General features: G+C 64.4%; 19 protein-coding genes and 1 pseudogene. 5 read left to right on the top strand and 15 right to left on the bottom strand.

The genetic code is table 11. From position 1 onward, the window contains the following. Positions 1 to 20 precede the first annotated feature (20 nt). Genes ACQY9S_RS12345 through ACQY9S_RS12325 form a run of 5 tightly spaced genes read left to right on the top strand, consistent with a single transcriptional unit; the run spans position 21 to position 5672 of the window. Entirely contained in the window at positions 21 to 1349 is a 1329-nt protein-coding gene (locus tag ACQY9S_RS12345; RefSeq protein ID WP_428419994.1) for a UDP-glucose dehydrogenase family protein, read from the top strand. Next, positions 1346 to 2584, top strand: a complete 1239-nt coding sequence (locus ACQY9S_RS12340) for a DegT/DnrJ/EryC1/StrS family aminotransferase (protein WP_428419993.1) — start codon at positions 1346 to 1348, stop codon at positions 2582 to 2584. The genes ACQY9S_RS12345 and ACQY9S_RS12340 overlap by 4 nt, the downstream gene beginning before the upstream one ends. Positions 2585 to 2598: 14 nt before the next feature. Continuing rightward, positions 2599 to 3204, top strand: a complete 606-nt coding sequence (locus ACQY9S_RS12335; RefSeq protein WP_428419992.1) for a sugar transferase — start codon at positions 2599 to 2601, stop codon at positions 3202 to 3204. A gap of 28 nt (positions 3205 to 3232) precedes the next feature. Continuing rightward, positions 3233 to 5107 (top strand): polysaccharide biosynthesis protein, encoded by a 1875-nt coding sequence (locus ACQY9S_RS12330; protein WP_428419991.1) that lies wholly within the window; start codon positions 3233 to 3235, stop codon positions 5105 to 5107. 46 nt (positions 5108 to 5153) lie between these two features. Next, on the top strand, positions 5154 to 5672 hold the full coding sequence (locus ACQY9S_RS12325; RefSeq protein WP_428419990.1) for a DUF4143 domain-containing protein: 519 nt from the start codon (positions 5154 to 5156) through the stop codon (positions 5670 to 5672). A 39-nt stretch (positions 5673 to 5711) separates the two neighbouring features. On the opposite strand, the gene ACQY9S_RS12320 is transcribed toward ACQY9S_RS12325, so the two are convergent. The 15 genes and pseudogenes from ACQY9S_RS12320 to rfbA form a co-directional block, all read right to left on the bottom strand. Beyond that, a complete protein-coding gene (locus tag ACQY9S_RS12320) occupies positions 5712 to 7118 on the bottom strand; it encodes a glycosyl hydrolase family 28-related protein (RefSeq protein ID WP_428419989.1) in 1407 nt (468 codons plus the stop codon). A gap of 153 nt (positions 7119 to 7271) precedes the next feature. Then, the gene (locus ACQY9S_RS12315) at positions 7272 to 8084 is read right to left on the bottom strand and encodes a glycosyltransferase family 2 protein (RefSeq protein WP_428419988.1); all 813 of its coding nucleotides are present in this window, start codon (positions 8082 to 8084) and stop codon (positions 7272 to 7274) included. After that, positions 8081 to 8806 (bottom strand): glycosyltransferase family 2 protein, encoded by a 726-nt coding sequence (locus ACQY9S_RS12310; RefSeq protein ID WP_428419987.1) that lies wholly within the window; start codon positions 8804 to 8806, stop codon positions 8081 to 8083. The genes ACQY9S_RS12315 and ACQY9S_RS12310 overlap by 4 nt, the downstream gene beginning before the upstream one ends. Further along, positions 8794 to 9495, bottom strand: coding sequence for a glycosyltransferase (locus ACQY9S_RS12305; protein ID WP_428419986.1), 702 nt, complete (start codon positions 9493 to 9495; stop codon positions 8794 to 8796). The genes ACQY9S_RS12310 and ACQY9S_RS12305 overlap by 13 nt, the downstream gene beginning before the upstream one ends. Before the next feature lie 76 nt (positions 9496 to 9571). Next, positions 9572 to 11527, bottom strand: coding sequence for an acyltransferase family protein (locus ACQY9S_RS12300; RefSeq protein WP_428419985.1), 1956 nt, complete (start codon positions 11525 to 11527; stop codon positions 9572 to 9574). 75 nt (positions 11528 to 11602) lie between these two features. Further along, complete coding sequence (locus ACQY9S_RS12295) at positions 11603 to 12799, bottom strand: EpsG family protein (protein WP_428419984.1); 1197 nt, start codon at positions 12797 to 12799, stop codon at positions 11603 to 11605. Positions 12800 to 12837: 38 nt separating this feature from the next. Beyond that, positions 12838 to 13509, bottom strand: coding sequence for a CatB-related O-acetyltransferase (locus ACQY9S_RS12290; protein WP_428419983.1), 672 nt, complete (start codon positions 13507 to 13509; stop codon positions 12838 to 12840). Then, positions 13506 to 14414 (bottom strand): hypothetical protein, encoded by a 909-nt coding sequence (locus ACQY9S_RS12285; protein ID WP_428419982.1) that lies wholly within the window; start codon positions 14412 to 14414, stop codon positions 13506 to 13508. The genes ACQY9S_RS12290 and ACQY9S_RS12285 overlap by 4 nt, the downstream gene beginning before the upstream one ends. An 89-nt stretch (positions 14415 to 14503) precedes the next feature. Continuing rightward, positions 14504 to 15340 carry a glycosyltransferase family 2 protein gene (locus ACQY9S_RS12280; RefSeq protein ID WP_428419981.1) on the bottom strand — a complete coding sequence of 279 codons (837 nt, stop codon included), beginning with the start codon at positions 15338 to 15340 and terminating at the stop codon, positions 14504 to 14506. A gap of 4 nt (positions 15341 to 15344) precedes the next feature. Then, positions 15345 to 16160, bottom strand: a complete 816-nt coding sequence (locus tag ACQY9S_RS12275) for a class I SAM-dependent methyltransferase (protein WP_428419980.1) — start codon at positions 16158 to 16160, stop codon at positions 15345 to 15347. Between the two features lie 149 nt (positions 16161 to 16309). Next, positions 16310 to 16462: pseudogene (locus tag ACQY9S_RS12270) on the bottom strand (DapH/DapD/GlmU-related protein); the annotation flags it as partial. A 308-nt stretch (positions 16463 to 16770) separates the two neighbouring features. Then, positions 16771 to 18051, bottom strand: a complete 1281-nt coding sequence (locus tag ACQY9S_RS12265; RefSeq protein WP_428419979.1) for a flippase — start codon at positions 18049 to 18051, stop codon at positions 16771 to 16773. A gap of 28 nt (positions 18052 to 18079) precedes the next feature. After that, positions 18080 to 18436 (bottom strand): MarR family EPS-associated transcriptional regulator, encoded by a 357-nt coding sequence (locus tag ACQY9S_RS12260; protein WP_428419978.1) that lies wholly within the window; start codon positions 18434 to 18436, stop codon positions 18080 to 18082. A 98-nt stretch (positions 18437 to 18534) separates the two neighbouring features. Then, positions 18535 to 19086, bottom strand: coding sequence for a dTDP-4-dehydrorhamnose 3,5-epimerase (rfbC, locus tag ACQY9S_RS12255; protein WP_428419977.1), 552 nt, complete (start codon positions 19084 to 19086; stop codon positions 18535 to 18537). A gap of 14 nt (positions 19087 to 19100) precedes the next feature. Beyond that, positions 19101 to 19982, bottom strand: a complete 882-nt coding sequence (gene rfbA / locus ACQY9S_RS12250; RefSeq protein WP_428419976.1) for a glucose-1-phosphate thymidylyltransferase RfbA — start codon at positions 19980 to 19982, stop codon at positions 19101 to 19103. Positions 19983 to 20005: the final 23 nt, after the last annotated feature.

The following is a 20005-nucleotide window of genomic DNA, read 5'->3' as shown; positions in this document are numbered from 1 at the left end:
GAACCGAAAGGGATGATGCGATGAAGATCACCGTGGTGGGTACCGGCTACGTCGGGCTGGTCACCGGCGCTTGCCTGGCCGAGATGGGCAACCACGTGCTGTGCCTGGACCTCGATGCGCGCAAGATCGAGATGCTCAATGCCGGCGGCATCCCGATCCACGAGCCGGGCCTGGAAGAGGTGGTCCAGCGCAACGCGGCCGCCAAGCGGCTGGAGTTCACCACCGATGTCGACCGCGCCGTGGCCCACGGCACGCTGCAGTTCATCGCGGTCGGCACGCCGCCCGACGAGGACGGCTCGGCCGACCTGCAGTACGTCGTCGCCGCGGCGCGTGCGATCGGCGAGCGCATGACCGACTACAAGGTCGTGATCGACAAGAGCACCGTGCCGGTCGGCACCTCCGAGAAGGTGCGCTCGGCCATCGATGCCGCGCTGGCCGAGCGCGGCGTGCGGGTCGGCTTCGCGATCGTCAGCAACCCCGAGTTCCTGAAGGAGGGCGCCGCGGTGGCCGACTTCATGCGCCCCGACCGCGTGGTGATCGGCGCCGACGACGAGCGTGCCATCCTGCTGATGCGCTCGCTCTACGCGCCCTACGTGCGCAACCGCGACCGCGTGCTGGTGATGGACCTCAAGAGTGCCGAGTTCACCAAGTACGCTGCCAACTCCATGCTCGCCACCCGCATCAGCTTCATGAACGAGCTGTCGCGCGTGGCCGAGGCGGTGGGCGCCGACATCGAGCTGGTGCGCCAGGGCATCGGCAGCGACCCGCGCATCGGCACCCAGTTCCTGTATGCCGGCTGCGGCTACGGTGGCTCCTGTTTCCCGAAGGACGTGAAGGCGCTGATCCGCTCGGCGAGCGAAGCGGGGCAGGAGCTCGAGCTGCTGACCGCCGTGGAGTCGGTCAACGACCGGCAAAAGCAGGTGCTCGGCGACAAGATCGTCGCCCGCTTCGGCGCCGACCTGAGCGGCAAGCGCTTTGCGCTGTGGGGCCTGGCCTTCAAGCCCGGCACCGACGACATGCGCGAGGCACCGAGCCGCGTGCTGATCGAGCGACTCACCCGGGCGGGCGCACGGATCACGGCCTACGATCCGGTGGCGATGGACGAGGCGCGCCGCGCCATGCCCGGCCAGGCCGGCCTGAGCTATGCGGACTCGGCCGTGGCTGCGCTCGAAGGGGCCGATGCCCTGGTCATCGTGACCGAGTGGAAGGAGTTCCGCAGCCCCGACTTCGACGCCATCGGCCGCATGCTGCGCACACCGCTGGTGTTCGACGGCCGCAACCTGTTCGAGCCGGCGCTGATGAAGGAACTCGGCATCGAATACCACGCGATCGGGCGCCCGCTCGCATGACGCAGCCACCCTTCCTGCCGTTCGCGTTGCCCGAGATCGGCGAGGAGGAGATCGCTGAGGTCGTCGACACGCTGAGGTCGGGCTGGGTCACCACCGGACCGAAGGCGAAGCGCTTCGAGCAGGACTTCGCGGAGTTCCTCGGTTCACTCCCTCTCCCTCCGGGAGAGGGCCGGGGTGAGGGTCTGGGCGAGGGAGCCAGTGGCTTGTTGCCCGCGGACGCCCGGCCGCTCCATGCCATTGCCGTGAACTCGGCCACCGCCGGCCTGCACCTCGCGCTCGAGGCGCTGGGCATCGGGCCGGGCGACGAGGTCATCACCACCACCCACACCTTCACCGCGACGGCCGAGGTGGTGCGCTACCTCGGCGCCGACGTGGTGCTGGTCGACATCGACCCGGCCACGCTGAACATCGACCCGGTGCTCGTCGAGGCGGCGATCACGCCGCGCACCAAGGCCATCATCCCGGTCCACTACGCCGGGCTGGCGGCCGACATGCAGGCGATCCTCGCGATCGCCCGGCGGCACGGCCTGAAGGTGGTGGAGGACGCGGCCCATGCGCTGCCCGCCAGCTGCGGCGGCGCGCTGGTCGGCACGCTGGCGAGCGATGCCACGGTGTTCAGCTTCTACGCCAACAAGACCATCACCACCGGCGAAGGCGGCATGGTGGTCACGCGCGATGCGGAGCTCGCGAAGCGCGTGAAGGTGATGCGCCTGCACGGCATCAGCCGCGACGCTTTCGACCGCTTCACCGCCAAGACCCCGAGCTGGTATTACGAGATCGTCGCCCCGGGCTACAAGTACAACCTGACCGACATCGCCGCAGCACTGGGCATCCACCAGCTCAGGCGCGCGCACGGCTTCCAGCAGCGCCGCGCCGCCATCGCGCGGCGCTATCGCGATGCCTTCGCCGGCCTGCCGCTGCAACTGCCGCCCGGGCCCGCGGCCGGCGACCTGCATGCCTGGCACCTGTATGTGCTGCGGCTGACCGACGACGCGCCGTTCGATCGAGACGCCTTCATCGAGCGGCTGTTCGCGCTCGGCATCGGCGTCAGCGTGCACTACATCCCGCTGCACCAGCACCCCTACTGGCGCGAGCGCTACGCCCTGAGCGCCGCGCAGTTCCCGCACAGCCAGCACGCCTACGAGCGCATGCTGAGCCTGCCGCTGTACACGAAGATGAGCGAGGCCGACATCGAGCGCGTGATCGCGGCCGTGCAGCAGTTGCTGCGCGGCTGACCGAGGCCGCACCGATGGCCAAGCGGCTCGTCGATCTGCTGCTGGCGCTGGGCGGGCTGCTGCTGCTCGCGCCGCTGCTGCTGGTGATCGCGGCTGCCATACGGCTCGACTCGCGGGGGCCGGTGCTCTTTCGCCAGGAGCGCGTCGGCCGCCACGGCAGGCTGTTTCGCATCCACAAGTTCCGCACCATGGTGGCCGACGCATCGCGGCGCGGCCCGTCGCTGACGGTGGGCGACGACGCCCGCATCACGCGCGTCGGGCGCTGGCTGCGCGAGCGCCGGCTCGACGAGCTGCCGCAGCTGATCGACGTGCTGCTCGGCGACATGAGCGTCGTCGGCCCGCGGCCCGAGCTGCCGCGCTACGTGGCGCAGTACCCGGCGGCGCTGCGCGAGCGTGTGCTGTCGGTGCGGCCGGGCATCACCGACCCGGCGTCGCTGGCGCACCTGGACGAGAGCGCGCTGCTGGCGCGCGCGGCCGACCCCGAACGCGAATATGTCGAAGTGATCCTGCCGCGCAAGTTGCAGCTGGCCGCCGACTACGCGGATCGGGCCTCGACGGCGTCCGACCTGCGCGTGCTGTGGCGCACGCTGAAGATGCTGCTGGGATGCGGAAATCGATAATCACGGCCGCTCCGACTCCCCGCGACCCATGACCTCCTCGCCCTCCGTGTGGCACCGCCTCGATGCTTGCCTCACCCGCCTGCGCCCGCACCGCCAGCCGCTGTCGCTGCTGATCGACGCGGTGGTGATCGCGACCTGCTGGCAGTTCACCTACCTGTTCCGCCTCGGCTTCGAGCGCTGGCTCAGCGCGCGGCCCGGCTATGACGGCTGGGTGCTCCTGGGCATCGTGGCGGTCTACGTTGCGGTGTTCCTGCTGCTGCGCGTGCCGCGCGGCATGTGGCGCTTCTCCGGCTTCGGCGAGATCAAGCGCCTGACGATCGCCTGCACCCTGGCCGGCGGCGTGGCGGCGAGCGTTGTGCTGATCGCCGGGCTGCGCGAGGTGCCGCGCGCCGTGCTGGCGCTGCACCCCGTCGTCACGCTGATGGGCCTGGCCAGCGTGCGCATCGCCTACCGCATGCTCTACGAGCACCTGCGCGGCCAGATCTCCGGCAGCGCCAGCGAAACGCGGCGCGCGCTGGTGCTGGGCGCGGGCGACGCGGCGCGCCTGCTGCTGGCCGGCATCCAGCACCAGGGCTGGGTGGTGCTGGGCCTGCTGGACGACCACCCGGCCAAGCAGCGCTCGCGCATCGGTGGCGTGCCGGTGCTGGGGCCGCTCGCCAGCCTGGTCGAGCAGGTGCGCCTGCTCGACGTGAGCCACGTCATCATCGCCATGCCCTCGCTGCGCGGCGCGGCGCGGCGGCGCGTGATCGAGCTTGCGGCCGAGACCGGCCTGCCGGTGCTGACCGTGCCCTCGGCCGAGGAGCTGCTCGAAGGCGCCGCCGTCAGCCGCGTGCGCGACATCGAGCCCGACGACCTGCTGGGCCGCGAGCCGGTGGTGCTGGACGAGGCCGGCATCTCGGAATGCCTGAAGGGCAAGTGCGTGCTGATCACCGGCGCCGGCGGCAGCATCGGCAGCGAGCTGTGCCGGCAGGTCGCGCGCTTTGGGCCGTCGCGACTGGTGCTGTACGAACTGAGCGAGTTCAACCTGTACACGATCGAGCAGGAGCTGGGGGAGCGCTTCCCGCAGCTGCCGCTGGTGCGGCTGATCGGCGACGTGAAGCACCCCGGGCACCTGGGCGGGGTGATGGCGCGCTGGAAGCCGCAGATCGTCTTCCACGCCGCTGCCTACAAGCACGTTCCCTTGATGGAGGAGCACAACGCCTGGGCCGCACTGCAGAACAACACGCTGGGCACCTGGCAGGCCGCCACCGCGGCGGCACAGGCCGGCGCGGAGCGCTTCGTGCTCATCAGCACCGACAAGGCGGTGAACCCGACCAATGTGATGGGCGCGACCAAGCGCGCCGCCGAGATGGTGATTTCGCACCTCGCCGCGCAGGGCCACGCGACCCGCTTCATGGCCGTGCGCTTCGGCAACGTGCTCGGCTCCAGCGGCAGCGTCATCCCCAAGTTCAAGGAGCAGATCGCCAAGGGCGGGCCGGTGACCGTGACCCACCCCGACATCACCCGCTACTTCATGACCATTCCCGAGGCGGCGCGGCTGGTGGTGCAGGCCGCGGCGATCGGCGAGACCGGGCAGGTCTTCGTTTTGGACATGGGCGAGCCGGTGCGGATCGTGGACCTGGCCAAGGACCTGATCCGCCTGGCCGGCCATGCGCCCGAGGAGATCGGCATCGTGTTCAGCGGCCTGCGGCCCGGCGAGAAGCTTTACGAGGAACTGCTGGCCGATGCCGACACCACACTGCCGACCGCGATTGCGCGCTTGAGAATCGCGCAGCTCGATGGTCGCGCCGATGGCACCGAAGACCTGCTCGCGTGGATGCGCAGCACCGGCGACGCCGGTGACGCCGAGGTGCGTGTGCGTCTGATGGCGCTGGAGGGCGGCTACCGGGAGGCGCCTCGATGATCTTCTGTGGATCATTGCAAATTGATCGGCTGACGGTCAATTTGCAATGATGCTGAAGCGCCAAGTGCAGGAAGCGGTGGAACGGCGGTTGGCGCAGCAGCAGCCGAATGCGCTGCTGCTCGACAATGCGCACCGCACCCCCGGGCGGTCTGCAGTCGCTGGGTTGCGCGGGGGCTACCCCTTGGGTCATCTCGCCGCCACCGCAGAAGCCTCCTACGCATGTCGGCAGGATTTCTACGCACCTTCTTGCAGCGCGACCTGCCGGTCGTGGGAGGGTTTCGTGGTGGAGCAGGTGGCGGCACAGTTGCCCGCCGATGCGCAGATGGGCTTCTACCGCACGGCTGCGGGCGCCGAGCTCGACCTGGTGATCGAGCACCGCTCGCGCAAGGTCGGCGTGGAGATCAAATTCTCTGCCGCATCCAAGCCGACCAAAGGCTTCTGGCAAGCGATCGAGGATCTGGCCGTCGACCGTGCCTACGTGGTGGCGCCGGTAGAGCGGCGGTACCCGCTGAGCGAGCGGGTGGAGGTGATTCCGGTGGCCCGGCTTTCGGAACTGTTCGCGTAATGCAGACGGGCGATGCGGCGCGCGTCGGACCTACGGGACTCACAGGCCCATCACCATCACGCTGACCACTGCATCCGTCGGCGTTGCGGTGCCCAGCAGGTAGGCTTTCACTCGGATGCGCTGCGGACCGCCTTCGGTCGCTGCGTTCACCGTGGCCGTGCCGCTGGTGGCCACGACGCAAATCCTGTCGGCCGCGCTGGCCGTCGGCCACGGCAGGGTGATGCTCAGGTCGCCGACGCCACCGCGGGCGACCGGGGCAATGCCGGGGTGGCTCGACGCCAGGATGGTGCCGGCCCCGCGCGTATCGCAGACAAACCATGCGTTGACCCCACCGGGGCTGCCGGCCGCTGCCTCCGGGATCGAGCGATTGGCCGGTTGTCCGCCGTACACATGGTTGCCGTCCCAGACCAGCTTGCCGCCGGTGTCGGATCGAGCGACGCCCGCGCCCTGATCGCGCACCGGCTGGCTCGACGCCGACAAGCCGAACGCGCAGTAGCGCGCCACGATGCCGGCGCCCACCCGGCTGTTCCATTGGATGCAGGCCTTGGCCTTGTTGTTGGTCAGGTTGCAGTTCTCGAACTGGGTGGGTGTCAGGCAGGCACCGACGTCGACAACCCAGTCGGTGGCCGAGTTGGCCTCGAACCAGCAATTGGTGAATTTGGCGAGTTGTACGTTGCTCAGTTGCACTGCCCGCCCGCAGCCCTCGAAGTCGCAACCGTCGAACACCCAGACGGCGCCACCGCTGATCTGGGCGGCAATCGAGCCGGGGCTCGCAGTTCCGACCTGGAAAATGCAGGCCTCGAGCCGGTTGAGGTTCGTGTAGTTGGCCTTGCTCGAGAACGAGCGGATGCCCACCATGGTGCCCGCGCGTTGCCCCGCCCCCTCGAAGCCGAACGAACATTTCATCAAGCGCGCGAAAATGCAGTTGGCGTTGATGCCGAAAGCCATGGTGTGGGAGAAGTGCACCGATTCCAGCTGGGGCCGGATCAGGTAACTTTGCAGCGGACCGTTACCGGTTCCCACCGCGACGCCCGTGCACCCCGCCCCATCGATCAGCAGCCGCTCCAGGCGCGGGTCGGTGTTGTCCTCCGGGAACTCGAACATCACGCCAGCATGTGTGCCCGTGATGACCGAGAACTTCTCGTGCTCGCCGACGAGGTTGGTGTGGCGACCCATCCTCAACTTGGCCGAAATTCGGTAGTTGCCGACCGGAACATGAACGGTCTTGGCGGCGTTGAGGGCTGACTGGAAGGCGGCGGTGTCGTCGGTCGCGCCGTTGCCGACGGCGCCGAAGTCCTTGACGCTCACGACATCACGCAGCCGGCTGCCGACGCTGCGTTCCTTGGCGTTGGCGTCGGATTGCCGGAACGACAGCTCATCGACCTGGGCGGGCGCCGCGCCGTTCCTACCCTCGGCCCGCGACGTGGACACCGCGCCGGTGGCCATGCCGCCTGCCGCCAGCAGCATGGCGCGGCGCGACGCGACGGGTTCGCGAACTGGGGCGCCCTCCGCGGCGGTGTCGGACTTGGCGATCGGGCGGGTGGGCTCTGCGTCCGGGGTAGCACTGGACATGGCTGTGGACCTCTCTCTCGCGGAATGTCAGGCCTGCGACCGTGGCGCGTCCCAAGGGCGCCACAAAGGCGCGGTGACCGGGCCGCCGGTCCGGGCGCGCAGGACCTGTGGCATCTTCCTCGCAATTTTCAGCGTGAGCGTGCCCCAGGGCCAGCGGCGGCCGAGTTCGCGCAGGGCCGCGGCGCATTCGCGGTTGGCCCGCCAGATGGCGGCCGGGCCCTCGGTGCTGGTGCCGCCCAGGCGCATGTTGATGAAGCGCTTCGCCACATGCTGCATCTTCAGGCCGGGGTGCAGCATGGCGGCAGCGAGGAAGGCGTAGTCGGCGCCGATGCGCCAGCGGGTGTCGAATCCGCCCAGCGCACGGAACAGGTCGAGCCGGATGAAGCTCGCCGGGTGCGCCGGCTGCCAGCCGTGCCGGAAGAAGTCGCGCGGCGCGTGCGGCCGGTCGTGCCAGACGCGGCGCACCGTGAACGGTGGCTCCGGGGTCACGAAGGCGAGGTCGCCGTAGACGAGATCGGCGCCGTGCTCGAAGCATTCGCTGACCCAGCCCAGCACCCCGGGGTCGGCGTACCAGTCGTCCGCATTCAGGAAGCCGATCACCTCACCGCCAGCCCGTGCAGCGCCCTTGTTCATCGCGTCGTAGAGACCCTCGTCGCGCTCGCTGACGAAGCCCGCCAGGTGCTGCCCGTGGCGTGCGACCACGGTCCGTGTGTCGTCCTGCGATCCACCGTCGATCAGCCAGTGCTCGACGTCGCGATGGCTCTGGCGGGCGACCGATTCCAAGGCGTCCCGCAGCGTGGCGGCGGCGTTGTAGGCGACGGTGACGATGCTGAGTTTCATCTCGGGTTCGCGCGGCGGTGCGTGAACCCGCGCCACAGCAGGTGCACGGCCAGCGAAATGCGCCACGCGAAGCGCCGGGGCCATGCTGCCGTCGAGGGCTCTGCCGTCGACGAGGCGTTGCCGCCGTGGCGGCGGTACTGGAGCAGCGGCTCGGCCAGGAAGCGGACCGAACCAAAACGCTCGGCGACGAGCCCGATCCACCAGTCGTGCATCGGTACGCCGGGGGGGAACGGCAAGGCACGCTCGAGCACGCTGCGTCGGAACGCCATGCAGCAACCGAGGTAGCTGTTGCGCGCGAGGTTCTTCAGCAGTCCCGGCCCGGAGCCACGCAGTGCGAAGAAAGAGGGGTGCAGCGGATGCAGGTCCTCCGAGACGACCCTGCAATCGGAGACGACCAGGTCCGCGCTCTGCAAGGCGTGCAGCATCGCGTCGACCTTGCGGCCGGACCACACGTCGTCCTGGTCGGCCAGGAAGATGTACTCGCCGCGTGCGGCGCCGAGCACCGATTCGAAGTTCCTGATCAAGCCCGCGCGCGGCCCCGCGAGCAGGCGGATTCGCGGGTCGGCGAAGCTGCGCACGATCTCGAGCGTCCGGTCTGTCGAGCCGTCGTCGGACACCAGCACCTCGCCGACGCGGGGCGACTTCAGGATCGACGCGAGCTGGGCGGCGATGTGGCGCTCGCCGTTGCAGGTGGTCATGCACACCGAGGTCAGCGCTTCCAATGCAGCAGCCTCTTCAAGCGGTGGTACACCGGGTGCAGCGCCAGCGCGAGCAGCAGCCTGGGCCGGCCGATGCGCCCGCACAGATAGTCGATGGCCTGCTTCTGGCTGAAGGTCTGCAGCCCGGCCGACAGGCCGTTGACGTCGATCACCGCGACGGTCGCGTCCACCGTGCGGCAGGCGGCGCGGCGCGAGCGGAGCAGCGTCGCGAAGAACAGGTAGTCGGCGGTCGTCAGCCCAGGGACCACCGCGTAGTGGCCGTGCCAGCGGTGGATGGCGCGGCTGTAGGCGACCGCCTGGTGGTTGAAGGAGCCGCTCTCCAATGCGGGCGCGCGCGCTTGGTCGCCGCCCGGGCCGCCGCGGCGGATCCAACCGCCGAACAGCGCCTGTTCCTGGCCCGGCGTGGCGGCGGCCAGCAGGTCCGAGACCGCCGTCGGCCCGGCGAAGACATCGCCGCAGTTCATGAACAGAATGAACTCGCCGCGGGCGAGTTCGATGGCCTTGTTCATCGCGTCGTAGACGCCGCGGTCCGGCTCCGACACGAAGCGGTCGATCGCGGCACCGAAGCCGCGGACCACGTCCTGCGTGCCATCGCTGGAGCCGCCATCGACGATGACGTATTCGACGTGGTCATGGTCCTGGCCGAGCACCGACTCGATGGTCCGGGCGATGTCGCGACGGCCGTTGAACACCACGGTGGCAACCGTGATGTGCGGCGCACCGTGAGGGCAGTCCCCGGCCCGATCAGGCCGATCCGGCACGCGAGGCTCAGCGGGCGGCGGGGGCATCGTCGTAGACCTGGCGGAACATGGGAACGAGGAAACGATTGCCGTACTCGCTGAGATGATGCCCATCCGAGTAGAGCGGGCGGCCGTGCAGCGAAGCCATGCAGCGCCCGCCGGGGCACAGGTAGGGCGTCGGGTCCAGCAGGCGCACCCCGCAGCTTGTCTGGGCTTCCTGCATGACCGCCAGGACGAAGGCATTGCGTCGGCGGTGCTCGTCGATGTCGATCGTCAGGTCGGCCGATGCCGGATCGCGCATCAGGCGGTAAGCCACGGCGCGGGGAACGTCCACCGCAAACTCCGGGAAGGGCTCGGTCACGTAGACGCGCCGGCTCCTGGCCAGGCCGCACAGCGTGGCGAGCAACTCCTCGCGGTAGCGCTCGCGGCTGAAGGGCTCGGTCGCGCCGTCGTTTCCTTCTCGCGTGGCGAAGCGGATGCGCGCCTGTTCGAGGTAGGACGTCCAGTTGTTCGTGATCACCAGAGGCAGCGTGAAGGGCGCTTCATGGCCGAGTGCCGACAACGCATCGCGATTGAATTCGCCGCACAGGTTCTCGGACGGACCATAGGTGGCGCCCCGCAAGGTCGGGCAACTCGCATAGCCATGGAACCTGACGCCACCATCGTGGCCCGGAATGGCCTCAGCCAGCGCCGTGACCACGGACGCAGCATGGCTGTCGCCGATCATTTCCGCGCGGCTTGTCTTGCGGTCTCCGCCCATCACACAAGGCGGAGACGGCGCACCGAAGGTCGAGAAGCATCCGCGGCCGTAGGGGTTGCTGTTGAGCGCTTCTCCATCGGCCAACCGCACTGCGGCAGCAAAGCGCCATGGCGCGCCGTCCGTGGACCAGACGACAGCACCGCACGATACGGCGACCACCACCAAGCCGGCCAGCAGCGCGCGGGGCGCATGCACGAAGCGGCGTGGGTTGTCGTGTCGCGGTTCGCGGCCGAGGTGGCGCGTGGGCGTTTCGACGAACCGGAAAGACAGGCAGCCGATCAGGACCGACAGCGCGATGCCCGCGAGCGTGCGGGGCAGCGGGGCAAGCTCGCTCAGCTGGGTCAGTCCCACAACCACCGGCCAGTGCCACAGGTAGATCGAATAGGAGGCCCGGCCGAGCAGTTGCGTCGCCCGGTTGTCGAACAGCGGAGAAGCCTGGCGCATTGACCAGATCACCAGGGCAGTGCCTGCCGTCGGCAGGATCGCCAGCGACCCGGGCCAGACATCGCCCGGGTTCAGGAAGACGACGCTGCCCCCGACCAGTGCAAGCCCCGCCGCTTCCATCGCCAGGCGAGCACGCGGACCCTGTTGCAGCGGGAACAGGAAGACCAGCGCACCGAGCAGCATCTCCCAGGTGCGCGTGGGCAGCAGGTAGAAGGAGGCGCTGGGCGCGCGACCGGACTGGGCGATGGAAAGTGCAAGCGAGCACAGTGCCAGCGCCGTCAGGGCCCAGCGGATGCGCGGCTGGCCGATCAGGCGCTGCAGCGCCACCAGCAGCAGCGGGTACAGCAGGTAGAACTGCCACTCCACCGACAGCGACCAGGTGTGCAGCAGCCACTTGCGGTGCGACACCGCATCGAAGTAGCCTGCCTCGCGCCAGAACAGGATGTTGGAGACGAAACCGAGGCTGCCGCCGACCTGCTTGCCGAGCTTCTTGTAGTCCGACGGCAGTAGCAGGAACCAGCCGATCGCGAGCAGCGCCAGGCACAGCACCACGAGCGCCGGGACGATGCGGCGCGCACGGTCGGCGTAGAACGTCCATACCGAGAACGTGCCGCTGCCCATCCGCCCGATGACGATGCCCGTCATCAGGTAGCCGGAAATTACGAAGAACACATCGACGCCGACGAACCCGCCCTGCAGGCCCGGCACGGAGAAATGGAAGAGCACGACCGCGACGACCGCGATCGCCCTCAGCCCGTTGATGTCCTTGCTGAACTGCATGCGTGGGGAGGGGGGGCCCGGGCTCAGTCCGAGTCGGCAGCCCGTTCTTTGGTCGCGAGGGAGACGTCGTGCACGCTACTGGAACGCATTCATCAACACGCTCATCGTCGAGACCAGTCCGGCATCCCCCTCCAGCGTCACGAAGCCGGCCAGCTTGTAGAGCAGCAGCACGTTGAAGATCGTCAGCAGGAGCAGGCGGTGCCGCTGCGCGATCATCTTGTAGGCCACGAGGCCGGTCGCGACCGAATGCACGGCGAGCGTCGAGCGCAGCGACGCCAGGGGAATCGGCAGCAGCAGCAGGTGCACGACGGCGGTGACCCACGGAATGGCGTGCCAGAGGCGCGTACGCCGGTCGAGCCTGAAGCCGCTGGCGACCGTTGCCAGCAAGGAAATGATGCAGAGCAGGCCGATGAGCTTCAGGGAAGCGATGTCCGAGTCGGTGTATTCACTGTTGTTGTCGACGTAGTAGGCGAGTTTCTCGACCAGTGCATCGGGCAGTACGTCGAGCAGCGTGAGCAGCACAGGGAAGTACATGCGCGACAGCACCACCAACGCAATCAGCAGCACGATGCCCAGCCGGCCCCGGCGCGCGAGCAGGTAAACGCCGTAGAAAAGCACTGCTGTCAGGTGGAACGCCGCCGCCAGCATCACGAACAGTGTGCGCCGTGTGGTGGTGGTGGCAGAAAACGCATAAAGCAGCAGCACCATCGAGAGGAACTGGCGCGCCAACTGCGTCGAGAGGTAGACGTTGAAGAGCAGCAATGCCGCGCCCATCAGGGCCATATCTGCACCCCGACGGTTCTTGCCATAGAAGGCTACTTCCACCCACGCCCAGAAGAGCACAGAACTGGTCAAGGCCAAGCACAGCATCAGCCCGTTGACCGAGAGCTTGGGCAGCAGCAGTCCCCACAGGTAGAACAGCAAGGGCAGTCCGACTTCGATGCCACCGCCGAACTGGAACATCTGTTCGAAATCGCCGCTGCGGACCGCCTCATAAAGATAGTAATAGCCAACGATGTCTTCCGAACCCTCGTCGGAGATGGGGCGCGACGACAGGATCATCGACACGGCGACGACCAACACCAGACCCAAAAGGCGACGCGCAATATCGGGCGTGGCTCGAGACAGGTTGATCAACAGCGCCCCTGCGATGAAGAACGCGAGAATTGGAAAATTAAAGAGCGCAAAGACAGTCAGTATTCCAAGGCACGGCAGCAGGCTGCTGCGGAAGTTGACGCTCGGGTTGGAGTATTGATAGGTGAGGGCAGTCATCGTCAACTTGTCAATCAAGAAGAGAAATATGACCTAATTTATTGAGGCGAGCGCCTCACCGTCAGGGCGTCGATCAAACCGGAAATGTTTCCACTCCTGAATATATCGGCATGCGCTCTGAGTACCTCCGTTGGAAGTGTCCACCATTGAAGTTTTTGTAAGGATTGAACTTCAGTCTCCGGAAATCTAAACTTAACTATTCTTGCAGGTGCTCCGGCAACTATCGCGTAGTCTGGTACATCTTTGGTCACCACGGCTCCGGCTGCTATGACTGAGCCATTTCCGATACTTACTCCATCGAGAACTACCGCATTGACTCCAACCCAAACGTCGTGACCTATCGTTGTTCGTTTAAATTCATCAAAGTGGTTTTGATCGACAAAACTGGCGCCACATTGTTTCAGTGTTGAATAAAAAACGGGATGAGTGCTGAGCATATCAATTGGATGAGCCCCCATTCCTCCCAATCGAGAGCCGGAACCAATGCTGCAGAACGAGCCAATTGTTATATTTCCAGCCCTGCTGTCCACGAGGTATGTATACCTCCCAATGGAAGCGTTAAATATTACAGTGTTTCCATGAAGTCGAACATACTCTGCAAATGTAACGTCTTTTGAGGCGAGGCTTAGTGGGCTTGCGGAAAAGCCTAGAATATTTTTCTTGAGTTTATATGCTCTAAGCATCCATTCGAGGCGACTGATCGCGCTCACTTTATTCTCCTGATTTCTCGGTTTATTTTTCCTATAATCCTCGATAGTAATGATTTTTTTGTTGATTGGAAAAATTTCTTATGTTGGCCAAGCTCGTACTCTCCTTCGGTTGCGGCAAGTAATTTTACATTTATAGGTCTTTGGTCAGCTGGTTTATTGAATAAAAATGATTTGGTGCAGTTTTCGCCGCTGCCGTCATGCCCGATATTCTCTACCAAACTTTCTCTTGGGAATAGCGCGAGAGCCTTTCTGTGCGCAAGCGTCATATACCAAAATATAAACCAAGTATCGGTGATTTTATTGAAATTATCTTTAGCTTGCGCAAAAAAATTATGACAACCATCGAAGTTAATATAACTAATTATGTCGATAGCTGTGTTGGGTATGGATGCCGGGCATTTTTTAAAATGACACCATTTTTCTTTCCAGGTCGCCCAGCCCCAGCACAGGGGGAGTCGCAGAAAAAAAGTATCCTCTGCTGATGCTTGGAGATCTATGGGATACGTGCAACCGGAGATGGCGTAAACATTTCCTACTTCAGAGTATGTGTCAAGGCCGTCATTCATGAATGTGAGAAAATACTTGGAAGTTAAGATATCATCTTCCAGTACGATAACTCGACCATGGTGATTGCAGACTTCAGTCACGCCTTCAATGATGCTGCGTGCCAACCCATAATTTTCGTCTCGCTCAATTATGGTGATACTGCGGAAGCCCGTTGTGGATCGAATAAGAGTCCGAACGTCTTGGACGTCTTTTGTCTGGCAGGGAAGACGGGCGGCGTCAGAAAATATTATAAGATCAGATTGGTTCGCCAAAAAATTATCTGCTAATGCATCGAGTGTCCGCTTTGTATGCGCGGGTCTCGCAAAGACAAAAATAACTATCGGCGCCAGTTTGTTCATGGCTTTTGGGGCTGTGCCTGTATTATTAAATAAGTGTTGGTCTTTTTGAGATATTTTGTGCTCTGCTGAAAGTGTCTGCCAATTTATTTCTACTGCCCGGAGAGTAATGTGTGAAGCAACGCGCGTGAGAAGCCGAACCAGATTTTGGCTAGGTGCAATGGAATGGATTTTGCGGGGCAGGTAAGAATAACAAATGCGCTCCAGTGCCTTGGGTTAAATTTTGCGCGATTGGAAAATGATAACTTTAGAAATTCTCTCAAGTCGCGCTGAGGATAACTGTTGAGGCCGCTCGTTGAATCATCCATTTCGGCTGCAAAGCGCTCTTCACATAATAATAAATAACCCGCCCGTTGAAGGCGAATTGTGAATTCGTAGTCGCTTAGGTAATGTGGTAGCCATTGAGGGCGAAATCCGCCCGATCGACAAAAGGTTGAGGCTTTCATTAAAAGACCTCGGGTGGAAAGGCAATTAACTGATTCTCCACGTTTGGCGGGTCTGAAGCGTAGTCGGGATAAATCGACCACTACACCGCGATCGACACGGCCCGACCGGCGGTCAGTACCCAGAGCTTGGATGCAAGCTCTAGGGTGTTCTGCAAGTAACGCCAATCCATTCGCAAGAAAGTCCGGATCGATGTAGGTATCATCATTGATGATAAGAACATCGTCGTTCGATGGTATCTGGATTGCCGTCAAATATTCAAAAGCCTTCTGAAGCGCTCCGGCCCACCACAACTTTCCATTCCCTGCGAGGATGACCATCTGCTCGGATGGCAACAGTTGTTGTGCCAAGTCTAGAGTATTGTCTGTACAACCATCGTTTACCAATACTAAACAATAATTCTGAAAACTCTGAGCTCGCACGCAATTGAGAAACCGAGCGGTTATAGGGCTGCGATTGTGGACCGGAAGAATAATGTGGAGCATTTCGTCACATCGGCCTACGAAGTATGTAGACGATGTTGTCGCCAAGACGTAGCTTATCGAAAGCTCGTGTGATCAGGTTGTTGACACCTGTGCGATCGATCCACCGAAAAAGCCTCAGCGCCACGCGTTGCCCGATCGTTCGCTTCAGTCGCGACGACCAGTACGCCGAAGGCTGGCCGGGGGCGGGAAACGTCACCAGGTGCCCCCACTGAAAGTCGAGCCACGCCGATTGGGTGACCGTCTTCGTCTGCTTCAGCTCCAAACCCGATTTCGCAGCGGCCTCACGCATCGAGCGTCGGCTGAAGAACTGCTGGTGGTACGGGGCATGCCAATGAATCCAGCGTCGACCGAATACCCTGGCTCCCCAGCCATCGGCGTTGGGCGTGCTGAGGATCAGCGTGCCGCCGGGCTTGAGCACCTGGTGAATGCCGCGCAGCACGCCGAGGGGATCGGACACGTGCTCGATCACCTGGTCGAGCGTGACGACATCGAAACTCGCCGGCGCGTAGCGGCCCGGATCGAACAGACCGACCTGCACATTGAGCCCGTGGCGCTCGGCCACGCGCAGGATGTTGCGGTCGGCTTCGACGCCGTGCGCGTCACAGCCACGCGCTATGTGATAACCCAGCGTTTCGCCGAAGCCGCAGCCGATGTCGAGAATGCGGACGTTGCGCGGCACCCAGCGGTAGGCAGAGGACTTCAGCCCGCGCCACCACATCTGCCATGTCGACCCGTCACGTGGCGGTGCCCAGCCTTCGACATCGAGATTCGATCGTGGGTAATAGCGCGTGTACAACTCCGAGATCTGGGTGGGGTTCATGTCCACATCGAGATGGCGGTGGCCGCAACGAAGGCAGCAATGCAGTGCGTACAGACCCGGGTAGCCGTATCGGTCATCGAAGACCGCTCGTTCCGGGTGTGTTTCGCCGGAGCAGATGAGGCAGGGGGTTGGTTGGGTGCTCACAATGATCTGATCACTTTGGCGGGAACGCCTGCTACCACCGTACTCGCCGGTACGTCGCGTGTGACGACACTGCCGGCACCGATGACGCTGTTGTCGCCGATCGTGATGCCGGGAAGGATGATTGCGCCGCTGCCGATCCACACGTTGTTGCCGATGACAACCGGCGCATCTTCTCGGTGGTCCCGATAGGGCCTGATTTTGTAGCTGTGTGTCGACGTCGTAATCTGTACGTGCGACGCAATCATCGTGTTGTCGCCAATGGTCACGGGCTTGTTCGCCCAGATGTGGACAAAGGCGTTGATGGCGACTCGCTTACCGACGCGTAAACCAGCAAGAGGTTCTATGAAGAGCGGGAAATGCAGCTCCAGAGTCGGGGCGTCGAGAATTAATCTGATGACGGAAAGCTTGATGGATGTTTGGCGGCTGCGCACCCGGTTGTATAGATTCAGTACGAGCGAGCGGACCTTCATTGCTTGACCAGTCGATAGGGAGCGGTGACGGCGTTCACCATCAGAAGAAAGTTGCGTCGAGCTTTCGGGAACATCAGTTGCGCGGGCAGCAGGCCTATCTGCGTGACGAGAGTGGCCCAGGCCGCTCCATGCGGGCCGAACCTGGGGATCAAAATGAGATTCAGGCTGACGTTGACGCACGCACCCAGCAGTGTGTAGACCAGTCCGTACCTCTGCAGCCCCTCCGCCAAGAGCCACCGGCTGTGCACGAAAGACATCGTTACAGTGACTCCGGCCCAGATTTGGATGGACAAAATCTCTGCCGCTGGCGTGAACTGTTTGCCGTACAGCAAGGGAACGACCCATGACGCAGCCAGGCTCGTGATGATGGCCACGGTCAAGCCCAGCCAAGCCATCGCGTCATACAGCCGCTGCACATAGCGTTCGTAGGCTTCTGGCCCTTCTTCGCGCTTCTTCATCATCGCGGGAAAGGCGGCGCTCATCAGCGCCATCGGGATGAAGTACCAGACTTCGGCAATGCGCAGCGCGGCCGAGAACTGGCCGACGGCCTCGTCGCCTGCCATCGAGGCCAGCATGACCTGGTCCATCCGCATGTAGATCATGACGGCCAGGCTAGACAACAGCAGCGGCCAGCTTTCTAGCAGCAGGGCTTTGGCGACGTGTGCGTCGAACTGCCAGGGCGTGTTGTTGCGTTCGGCCGATCGGTAGGCAACCACGAGAAGACTAGCGGCAAGACCAGCCTCGATGACCAATGTGACAGCAAACCACGCCATCGGTGCCTCGATCGCCAGCAGGCCGAGCCGACCGATCGTGGTGACGAGGAACGCCATGTTGACTGCGAGCACGGCCGGCCGCGCGTGCATGCGCGCCTGAAAATAGAGGTCGATGACCTGGGCGCTCTGGAACACGAGCACGACTGCATTCAATGCCACCAGCACCAGCGGCAACCACTCCCCAGGACGCAGCCAAAGCAGCGTCCCGACCGAAGCGAAGGCTGCCAGCGCGCTGGCGAGCAGGCGCAAGCCCATGGCCGTACCGAGCAACATCCCTGTTCTCGACGGGTCACGGACCAGTTCGCGGACCAGCACGCCATCCATTCCCAGCGTGGCGAAGGCGCCGAACAGCGCGGTGAAGGCGATCGCGTAGTTCCACAGCCCGAAGCCTTCGGGGCCAAAGTGACGCGCGAGCCAGACCCACACGATCAAGCCGACGCCCAGCCGGACGATCTTGTCCGCCATCAACCAGGCCGAATTAACCAGAACCAGACGCCGCGTCATCGCCCGGGTTTCGCTGCGGTGGGCGACTTCATTCGTCTGTCACCCTGTCTACCTCGGCGCGCAGGGCGGCGATGGTTTCCTGAAGCAGACCGAACTCGCGCTCCTTGCGCGACAGGAACGATCTCGTCAGCTGCAGCTTCTCGCGCAGCCCCGCGGGCGTGAGCAGATAGGCGTAGGCGATCTTGCGGTCGCTGCGCTGGAAGTTGCGCGCCTTCACCAGCCCCTTGTCCAGCAGGGCGTGCAGGACGTAGTGCGTCTTCCCGAGGCTCAGACCGAGCTCCTGCGACAGTTCGCGCTGCGAGAGCGCGGGCCGTTCGGCGAGCAGCCGCAGCAGCGCGAGGCGGGTGGCCTCGGGGTCGTCGGCAGACAGTGAAATCGTGGGCACGCGACAGCTACGTGTTCATGCGTTGAACGCACAAGTGTAGTACGGCACGGCGCCGGTTCTGTAGCCGGCCGTAACGGCGCGGGCGCCTTCCTTTCGGCTCAGGCGAAGGCCGGCGCTGCGTCCAGCATCGGTGCCTGGGCGTCCTTGGGCGAGAGCGTGGGCGGCATGCCCGCGTCGGGCCACTCGATGCCGATGCGTGCATCGTCCCAGCGCACCGCACCCTCGGCCCGGGGGCTGTAGTAGTCGGTGGTCTTGTAGAGAAAGTCGGCGGTCTCGCTCAGCACCAGGAAGCCGTGCGCGAAGCCCGGCGGGATCCAGAGTTGCTGGTGCCGGTCGGTGCTCAGCTCGAGGCCGGTCCATCGGCCGAAGCGCGGGCTGCTGCGGCGCAGATCGACCGCCACGTCGAACACGCGCCCCGAGGTCACGCGCACCAGCTTGCCCTGCGCATGCGGCGGCAGCTGGTAGTGCAGGCCGCGCAGCACGCCGCGCGCCGAGCGGGAGTGGTTGTCCTGCACGAAGTCGACGTGGTAGCCCACGGCGTCATCGAAGGTCTTCTGGTTGAAGCTCTCCATGAAGAAGCCGCGCTCGTCACCGAACACCTTGGGCTCGAGGATCAGCACTTCGGGAAGGGAGGTGGCGGTCGCTTTCATGGGGGCGCCGGTGCTCAGTACACCGCCTCGCGCAGCACCTGCATCAGGTACTGGCCGTAACCGTTCTTGAGCATCGGCTTGGCCTGCGCTTCCAGCTGTTCGGCGCTGATCCAGCCCGCGCGGTAGGCGATCTCTTCGGGGCAGGCCACCTTCAGGCCCTGGCGCTTCTCGAGCGTGGCGATGAACTGCCCCGCTTCGAGCAGGCTGTCGTGCGTGCCGGTGTCGAGCCAGGCATAGCCGCGGCCCATGATCTCGACGCTGAGCTGCCCCTGCGTCAGGTAGCGCGCGTTCACGTCGGTGATCTCGAGCTCGCCGCGAGCCGAGGGCTTGATGTCGGCCGCGATGTCGCACACCTGGGCATCGTAGAAGTACAGGCCCGTGACGGCGTAGTTGCTCTTCGGCGCCTTGGGCTTCTCTTCGATGTTCACGGCCCGCTGCTGCGCGTCGAAGGCAACGACACCATAACGTTCCGGGTCGTGCACGTGGTAGGCGAACACGCTCGCACCGTCGGTGCGCTCGGACGCGTTCTTCAGCAGCCGCTGGAAGTCGTGACCGTAGAAGATGTTGTCGCCCAGCACCAGGGCGCTCGGCTGGCCGCCGACGAAGTTGCGCCCGAGGATGAAGGCCTGGGCCAGGCCGTCGGGGCTCGGCTGCACGCAGTAGCCGAGGTTGATGCCCCAGCGCGCGCCATCGCCGAGCAGGGCCTCGAAGCGTGGCAGGTCCTGGGGCGTGCTGATCAGCAGGATGTCGCGGATGCCTGCCAGCATCAGCGTGCTCAGCGGGTAGTAGACCATCGGCTTGTCGTACACCGGCAGGAGCTGCTTGCTCAGCGCCAGCGTCGCGGGGTGCAGCCGGGTGCCGGAGCCGCCGGCCAGGATGATGCCTTTTCTTTGCATGTGCAGTCTCGGGTCGGTCCGTG

Source organism: Methylibium sp., assembly GCF_965279545.1.
Taxonomy (GTDB): Bacteria; Pseudomonadota; Gammaproteobacteria; order Burkholderiales; family Burkholderiaceae_C; genus Methylibium.
Note: the sequence above shows the minus strand (reverse complement) of the source record. Positions and strands in the feature narration are given on the sequence as shown.

What these genes read in the sequence shown, in the direction of transcription:
- ACQY9S_RS12345 (WP_428419994.1), top strand. Translation starts at nt 21, where the DNA reads ATGAAGATCACCGTGGTGGGTACCGGCTACGTCGGGCTGGTCACCGGC.
- ACQY9S_RS12340 (WP_428419993.1), top strand. Translation starts at nt 1,346, where the DNA reads ATGACGCAGCCACCCTTCCTGCCGTTCGCGTTGCCCGAGATCGGCGAG.
- ACQY9S_RS12335 (WP_428419992.1), top strand. Translation starts at nt 2,599, where the DNA reads ATGGCCAAGCGGCTCGTCGATCTGCTGCTGGCGCTGGGCGGGCTGCTG.
- ACQY9S_RS12330 (WP_428419991.1), top strand. Translation starts at nt 3,233, where the DNA reads ATGACCTCCTCGCCCTCCGTGTGGCACCGCCTCGATGCTTGCCTCACC.
- ACQY9S_RS12325 (WP_428419990.1), top strand. Translation starts at nt 5,154, where the DNA reads ATGATGCTGAAGCGCCAAGTGCAGGAAGCGGTGGAACGGCGGTTGGCG.
- ACQY9S_RS12320 (WP_428419989.1), bottom strand. Translation starts at nt 7,118, where the DNA reads ATGGCCACCGGCGCGGTGTCCACGTCGCGGGCCGAGGGTAGGAACGGC.
- ACQY9S_RS12315 (WP_428419988.1), bottom strand. Translation starts at nt 8,084, where the DNA reads ATGAAACTCAGCATCGTCACCGTCGCCTACAACGCCGCCGCCACGCTG.
- ACQY9S_RS12300 (WP_428419985.1), bottom strand. Translation starts at nt 11,527, where the DNA reads ATGCAGTTCAGCAAGGACATCAACGGGCTGAGGGCGATCGCGGTCGTC.
- ACQY9S_RS12295 (WP_428419984.1), bottom strand. Translation starts at nt 12,799, where the DNA reads ATGACTGCCCTCACCTATCAATACTCCAACCCGAGCGTCAACTTCCGC.
- ACQY9S_RS12285 (WP_428419982.1), bottom strand. Translation starts at nt 14,414, where the DNA reads ATGAACAAACTGGCGCCGATAGTTATTTTTGTCTTTGCGAGACCCGCG.
- ACQY9S_RS12280 (WP_428419981.1), bottom strand. Translation starts at nt 15,340, where the DNA reads ATGCTCCACATTATTCTTCCGGTCCACAATCGCAGCCCTATAACCGCT.
- ACQY9S_RS12275 (WP_428419980.1), bottom strand. Translation starts at nt 16,160, where the DNA reads ATGAACCCCACCCAGATCTCGGAGTTGTACACGCGCTATTACCCACGA.
- ACQY9S_RS12265 (WP_428419979.1), bottom strand. Translation starts at nt 18,051, where the DNA reads ATGACGCGGCGTCTGGTTCTGGTTAATTCGGCCTGGTTGATGGCGGAC.
- rfbC (WP_428419977.1), bottom strand. Translation starts at nt 19,086, where the DNA reads ATGAAAGCGACCGCCACCTCCCTTCCCGAAGTGCTGATCCTCGAGCCC.
- rfbA (WP_428419976.1), bottom strand. Translation starts at nt 19,982, where the DNA reads ATGCAAAGAAAAGGCATCATCCTGGCCGGCGGCTCCGGCACCCGGCTG.